Consider the following 5,409-nt stretch of genomic DNA (forward strand, 5'->3'; position numbering starts at 1 on the left):
ATCTCCTCGGGGCAACGTTATCAGTATGCCGGAAGATCTCTAAAAGTGAATGGGACGTTTTAGCGGGATACTTACAACTCCAATTAGAATAGAAAAATAAAAAACTTCAGAAGTAAAATTACAGTTAAAAAAAGCGATTAAACTAATAACAATTATCCTAAAAAACATAAAACCAGGAATTAAGGCTTGCCAGTCACCATTATTGGTGATTAGTATTGCCAAAGGAAGATTTTCAACATGGACATAAAGGAAATAACATGAGCGACTTAACTCTGCTTCTAACCGCCTTTGCACTGCTTATTATTTCAGTCTCCAATCTGATTTCTTATATTGAACAAATTAAATCAACCACACTCCCTCTCCCCAGGAAAAGGAAGAAAAGGAAAAGCGTCATATACAAATTTAGCAATTGGTTACCTTTATATAAATCAAGAACTAATATTTAGAGATTTCTGTAATATCTTTATAAAAAACGTCCCACTATAGCTTCCTCTATTTATAATTTCCTATAATTTAATAAATTCTCACCGCCAGGGAGAATAAACATTGATTGCGCATTAGTCATGTATTCAGCGGAGTTTAACTGCTTTCGTACGTGACTTCGTCATCTGAATCTGACAGATTAATTCATTAAATCGCAAGTAAATTATGAATAAGCCTATGATAAAATTAAGAATGTACAGAGAGGGAGATGAGGCCGTGTTGCTCAAGGTCTTTTTGTCATCCATACGAGACATTGCATCGCGTGACTACACCCCTGATCAAATCGCAGCGTGGGCACCGGAGGATATGGACCCGCAACGATGGGCCAGCCACATAAAGCAGCTCCAACCGTTTGTCGTTGAGCTGGAGGGGGAAATTGCCGGATACGCCGATGTTCAACCCAATGGCTATATCGACCATTTCTTTGTGGCGGGAAACCACCCGAAACAGGGTGTCGGCACGCTGCTGATGAATGCCATCCACGATGAAGCCCGACGGCTTGGACTAAGTGAGCTGACGTCGAATGTGAGCAAGACGGCTGAAGGTTTCTTTCTGCGGCACGGTTTCCACGTGGTCGAACGCGGATTTCCGGTCCGGCGCGGCGTAACGCTGCAAAATGCACTGATGCGTAAAGAACTGCGAACGGCTGACCGAACTGATGTTGCTCAATCCTGAACCCTAAGAAAATCAACCAGCCGCGTCATGGCCGGGCTCAGTGAATCCGCTGTTTTATAACAAATGCAGATTCGCCGCCGCGCCCATGAGTCGGTTAGCGGCAGGATATGGTACGGGAATTTTTTACTGAAGCGTTCAGCCAGTGATAAAGGAAGAACGCCTACACCAATCCCACTGCTGACCATCTCCCCTATCCCTTCAAAGCTGCTCATTCTTATGCGATAGGTCAGTGGACGACCAAGATCTTTTGCATGTTCACTGATGTGATCCTGAAGCGCATTACCGGGATGTAAACCAATAAATGGCTCTGCAAGCGCCTCGGAGAGCGAGATTTTATCTCTGCATTTAAATGGATGAGAGAATGGGACGATAAGTGCCAGCCTGTCATCTGCCAGGGGTTCAAGCATAAGCCCCCGGGCATCTACCGCATCTGAAACGAGGCCGGCTTCAGCTACGCCGCTAATTATGCTGGTAATAATATCCGCACTGCTTCTCTCTTCAAGCTCAATGGTCACACCCGGGTGCGCTGATAGCCACTTCGCCAGCCTGCCGGGCAGGAACTCTGCCATCGCAGAGGTATTGGCATACAGCCTAATCTTCCCTTTGTCTCCTTTCGCGTATGCGCCCAGCTCGGCTTTAAGCCGTTCCTGCCGGGCCAGGATTTCCCGTGCATGGCGGACAAGAACCTCACCCGCTTCAGTAAGGCTCACTCCCCTTGGATGCCGGATAAACAGCTTTACCCCGGTATCGTCCTCGATGCTTTTCAGTCTCTCACTTGCCGACCCCGTGGCCAGGCTGGCATGCCGGGCGCCGCGGGTAATGCTTCCGGCATCCGCGATGCAGACAACGAGTTTCAAATCAGCAAGATCCAGTCTCATAGAATATCCGTCTCAGCCTTCGGGTTTTCCGAAGCATGACGCGCTTAAACCAGATTGTCCACCGCCGGGTGAGATGGTTGAATCACGGAAAATCCCACACTGGAGCAAACGTTGTGAGCGGACAGCTGTTTATCTCTCTTTCGCTGATCTTTATCGTCGCTGGTTTTGTAAAAGGCGTAACGGGAATGGGGCTGCCTACGGTGGCGATGGGGCTGCTTGGCATGTTTATGCCATTGCCGATCGCCGCCGCACTGCTGGTTCTTCCCTCTTTCGTGACGAATGTGCTTCAGCTGTTTACCGGCCCCTCAGTGAAGATGATTGTCAGCCGACTGTGGTTGATGATGCTGCTGATTGTGGTGGGAACCGTGGCGGCATCTTCGCTGATTATCACCGTTAATCCCACCTGGTCAGCGTGCGCTCTGGGCGCAGCTTTAATCGTTTACGCTGTTTTTGCAATGTTCTCGCCGTCGCTGACGGTCTCTCAGGCAAGCGAAAAATGGCTTTCCCCGGTTATTGGCGGCGTGACAGGTATCATCACCGGCGCAACGGGCGTATTTGTGATGCCGGCCGTTCCCTTCCTCCAGTCGCTTGACCTGCGGAAAGATGAACTCGTTCAGGCTCTGGGGCTGTCATTCACCGTCTCTACCGTGGCGCTTGCCGTGGGGCTGTATCTTCATGATGCTTTTCGAGTAGAGCAGCTTTCACTGTCCCTTTTTTCGCTGGTTCCTGCTTTGGCAGGTATGTGGCTGGGGCAGAAAGTCCGCGCACGCATCAGTGCCAGGCGCTTCAGGCAGTGTTTCCTGCTGTTCCTGATGGTGCTTGGTTTGGAGTTGGTTTCCCGGCCGTTTGTTTAGTTTGTAGGTTTTGTAGTTGGCTGGGAAGAAATAAAGTTTTCCTGGGTTGATAGCGAAAATCAGGCCTGTAGATGCTTATAGTCGCCACTAGTTTTGGTGTGGCGGCTATGAGCGAACAGCAGATATTGCTAACAAAGGTCTATGTGAAAGATGGGAACAGATCACTTGTAATGGCAAGGTGGAAACCTCAGTATTGATTGTAATTTAAACACCCGAGAATGGTACAAAATGCAGCCAGAACAAACACAATCCTATAGTTACAGCAGTAAAGATGAGGTCGATTCAATGCTATTGGATATGGCTAAAGATCCCACAATATGGAATCTTGATGAAGTAACACGAAGATCACATATGCATCTGTTCGACACAGAAGAATTAAGAGATTATTTTTTAATCAAAGGTATACAAATGCTTGGTACATAATATTTAACTCTACATAAAGGATTTAAAATGACCACATGCAATTTCTGTGGGCTGGCATACGTGGAGGATGATGCAGATGACCGCAAAATTCATGCTGACGAACATAAAAAAATAGCCAATGATGTTCTCCCTTACAAAGTAAGAGAGCTCATTAAGGCTTATGATTTCGCAGTTGCTCACAATGACGGATGAGTTGACGGTCTTAAAGAACAATATGACCCCGAATTTGGGAAAGTAGTTGTTGTCTTCTCTTGGTGGACTCGTGCCTTATCCTTGGGTGTCCGAAAAAGGACTTTGATGCATATATGAAAGCTCATATCCAATTTGCGGATTCATTGGTGACAGGCGTTGGTGAGAGAGAAGCCCGTAGAGCTATTCAGAAATGGGGCGAGTACACAGGTTAATGTTCAGATTTTATGTAACAGCACCCCGCTGGCATTCAGGGCCGGCGGGGTTTATCTTGTCAAGCTGAACTGCTCACCGTTAATCAACACTAATCGCTGTGAGATACTTCCGCCGTTGGCACAAAGCGGACTCCCCTATCTGATACTGCCAAGCAAACCGAATCTCCATCCACCTCAATAAACACCCGTATCTAGCCTCAATAAACAATCCATTTAATTCATCCATCGCATCACCGCGCAAAAGATAATTCAGCTAGCTGAATCTACCAGGATTAGATGACCAAAACAGTAAAGATGACCGCGGTAAGGGATTTAGAACAATCACCCATAAACCCAGTCCATCGTAAACATCAGAATTGGCGTAGAAATTGCTGAAACTATTGTGGTCAAAAGCATGCTTGTCGCAGCCGGTCCGGGCAGAGCATTAAACTGCTGCGACATAGCTAAAAACCCTAAATGCGCTTAGTTTCATTTCCTTTAATTTCAGTAAGTTAAAGATAGCTTTGCAGAGCGATTTCGTGCAAAAAAGGCGTATAAAAAATATTGAAGACAGTTGCCAGTATCAATAAAAAAATGCCATGTGAAATATTAAAAAGCAGCAACATCCTGAACTATAAAATCTGCTTATCGCTCCTGACTGATATTTAGGGGGTAAGTTTAAAGCAATCTAAGAGTATCCCTCTGAGGGGAGCATGAACAAAACCAGCCTGTAAGGCTGGTTTCTGCGTCTGAATTTATTAGTGTGTTATGGAGAAATTTGTTCTAAATGGAGTGTTAGATTGCAAGGAAGATTTTGAAAAAAGTCTTCATCCCCCATGAGTTCAACATGGGTATGAATGTCACCGGCGAAAAAGGTTAAAATCCGGTATCATCTTCTGTTCTGCAAAGTACCATTTCAAGAGCATTCCTGAGGACGTCTTGTTCAAGAACATCATGACTACTATCTAACATATTTATTAATCGTAAGATAACAGCTTTGTTAGTGACAAATCCGTGTAAGGTAATCTGCTCATGTATTATAGCGCCGATGATTTTCCTTTCATCTTCGTTTTTAACTGTAGACGAACCAAAGTAGTCTAAAATTGCGCTTTCTGCTGTATGTTGCATGTCCGTCTCCTCTGCTTACGAATTTTGTAAGCATGTTTAAGTGTGGGATATCCTAAAATTCAAACGCTGAGATTCAATGTTTTTTCCCATCGGATTCCTGCTTGAAGAAATAGCTAGAATTAGTGCTATTAACACTTCGATAAGAAGCACCTGATGAAGAATTATTTTTTACATCATTCATAGCAGTAACAATGGCCTGATTCCTTTCAGGATTTTTTTCTTGTTTGGACATACCGTCAAGTATTGCAATTAGGGCAGTTGAACCAATAGTTGAACCGCGTTCTAAAAGCATAAGTATTGCTTCACCCAGTATAGTATCAACAAGCTTTTCTTCTTTGGATCTGTACATAATTTTCTCTGATAACATGCCGTACGCTGAAACGGACTTAAACTAACGAGCATGAATTAGTGCAAGAGATTTTCTAAGAAACATCATCAAGCACTCACAATTCACTCAGCGTTATGGTCACCCGAGCATTAAATAGATGGTTATTCTGGCACCCGTCCAAACTGATCTTACCCAGCAATAGTGGACACGAGACTAAGTGAGTAAACTCTTAACCAGAGGTGACTCATATGACAAAA

Annotated in this window: 6 protein-coding genes; 3 read left to right on the plus strand and 3 right to left on the minus strand. The window is 44.9% G+C overall.

Features of this window, described 5'->3' with window-relative positions; genetic code table 11:
* Positions 1–675 precede the first annotated feature (675 nt).
* Positions 676–1,158: a GNAT family N-acetyltransferase gene (locus OMR58_RS25840; protein WP_444861349.1), complete on the plus strand. Its 483-nt coding sequence runs from the start codon at positions 676–678 to the stop codon at positions 1,156–1,158.
* Here OMR58_RS25840 and OMR58_RS25845 read toward each other — a convergent pair.
* Positions 1,149–2,036 carry a LysR family transcriptional regulator gene (locus OMR58_RS25845; RefSeq protein WP_264547323.1) on the minus strand — a complete coding sequence of 296 codons (888 nt, stop codon included), beginning with the start codon at positions 2,034–2,036 and terminating at the stop codon, positions 1,149–1,151. The two genes, OMR58_RS25840 and OMR58_RS25845, sit on opposite strands and share 10 nt — an antisense overlap.
* A 113-nt stretch (positions 2,037–2,149) precedes the next feature.
* On the opposite strand from OMR58_RS25845, the gene OMR58_RS25850 reads away from it, so the two are divergent.
* Both OMR58_RS25850 and OMR58_RS26125 read left to right on the plus strand, forming a co-directional pair.
* Positions 2,150–2,890, plus strand: coding sequence for a sulfite exporter TauE/SafE family protein (locus tag OMR58_RS25850; protein WP_264547324.1), 741 nt, complete (start codon positions 2,150–2,152; stop codon positions 2,888–2,890).
* 450 nt (positions 2,891–3,340) lie between these two features.
* Entirely contained in the window at positions 3,341–3,505 is a 165-nt protein-coding gene (locus OMR58_RS26125; RefSeq protein ID WP_444861348.1) for a hypothetical protein, read from the plus strand.
* Positions 3,506–4,572: 1,067 nt separating this feature from the next.
* Here the strand turns inward: OMR58_RS26125 and OMR58_RS25855 are convergent.
* Entirely contained in the window at positions 4,573–4,824 is a 252-nt protein-coding gene (locus tag OMR58_RS25855) for a biofilm development regulator YmgB/AriR family protein (protein WP_105593752.1), read from the minus strand.
* Positions 4,825–4,897: 73 nt separating this feature from the next.
* Positions 4,898–5,173 carry a hypothetical protein gene (locus tag OMR58_RS25860; protein WP_264547325.1) on the minus strand — a complete coding sequence of 92 codons (276 nt, stop codon included), beginning with the start codon at positions 5,171–5,173 and terminating at the stop codon, positions 4,898–4,900.
* Positions 5,174–5,409: the final 236 nt, after the last annotated feature.

This window comes from Erwinia sp. INIA01 (assembly GCF_025947915.1).
GTDB lineage: Bacteria > Pseudomonadota > Gammaproteobacteria > Enterobacterales > Enterobacteriaceae > Erwinia > Erwinia coffeiphila.

Bases quoted from the DNA above. Each gene is read 5' to 3' on its own strand.
- OMR58_RS25840 (WP_444861349.1), top strand. From the start codon at position 676: ATGTACAGAGAGGGAGATGAGGCCGTGTTGCTCAAGGTCTTTTTGTCA.
- OMR58_RS25845 (WP_264547323.1), bottom strand. From the start codon at position 2,036: ATGAGACTGGATCTTGCTGATTTGAAACTCGTTGTCTGCATCGCGGAT.
- OMR58_RS26125 (WP_444861348.1), top strand. From the start codon at position 3,341: ATGACCACATGCAATTTCTGTGGGCTGGCATACGTGGAGGATGATGCA.
- OMR58_RS25855 (WP_105593752.1), bottom strand. From the start codon at position 4,824: ATGCAACATACAGCAGAAAGCGCAATTTTAGACTACTTTGGTTCGTCT.
- OMR58_RS25860 (WP_264547325.1), bottom strand. From the start codon at position 5,173: ATGTACAGATCCAAAGAAGAAAAGCTTGTTGATACTATACTGGGTGAA.